At 60.7% G+C, this 598-nt stretch carries 1 protein-coding gene; it reads right to left on the minus strand.

The features are described 5' to 3' along the window. The coding region (locus GFH49_RS01725; protein WP_155053936.1) for a hypothetical protein at positions 1 to 598 on the minus strand (598 nt) is incomplete at both ends.

The following is a 598-nucleotide window of genomic DNA, read 5'->3' on the forward strand; positions in this document are numbered from 1 at the left end:
CGGCGTTGAGGAAACGGCTGAATTGTTCGGCATGCAAGAGCGGATCGCTCGTGGCGGATCCTGTGGACAGCTCTAGCCGGATTCCGGTGTCGGGGTGGCGGTAGATCGCGAGGTCGAGTGATCCGACCGGGCCGGTGCTGATCGTTTCAGGGATCGCGTCGATGTCGCCCAGGCGCGGCATTGATTCGAAGAGTCTGATGTTGATCGTCGGGAGTGCGAGATACGATGCTTGGCCATTCGGCCACAAACGGGCGATTTGGTGATCTTCGGCCGTTGCGTGACGCCGGGAAGTCTTCAACTGGTCCGCGACGGGCTCAAGGACATCGGCAAAGATGTGGTACGGGCTGATCTCGGTGACGACCGGGATTGCCCTTGAGATCGCGCTTGGTGTTTTCAGTGATTCGCGATCGTCGCGCATCATCAGAGGAACCCGGACCGCTACGCGGTCACGACCGTCGACCAGAGCGGTGTAGACCCCCCACAGCGCGATCAGGGAATCGGTCCATGAGACCCGTGCCGTGCGGGCGAACTGCTGAACCTTCGAGTAGGTGTCGTCGGGTATCGGGACGACAACTGGTTGGCTTGAGGATACGAAGAC

It is taken from the genome of Streptomyces blattellae (assembly GCF_009709555.1).
Classification (GTDB): Bacteria; Actinomycetota; Actinomycetes; order Streptomycetales; family Streptomycetaceae; genus Streptomyces; species Streptomyces blattellae.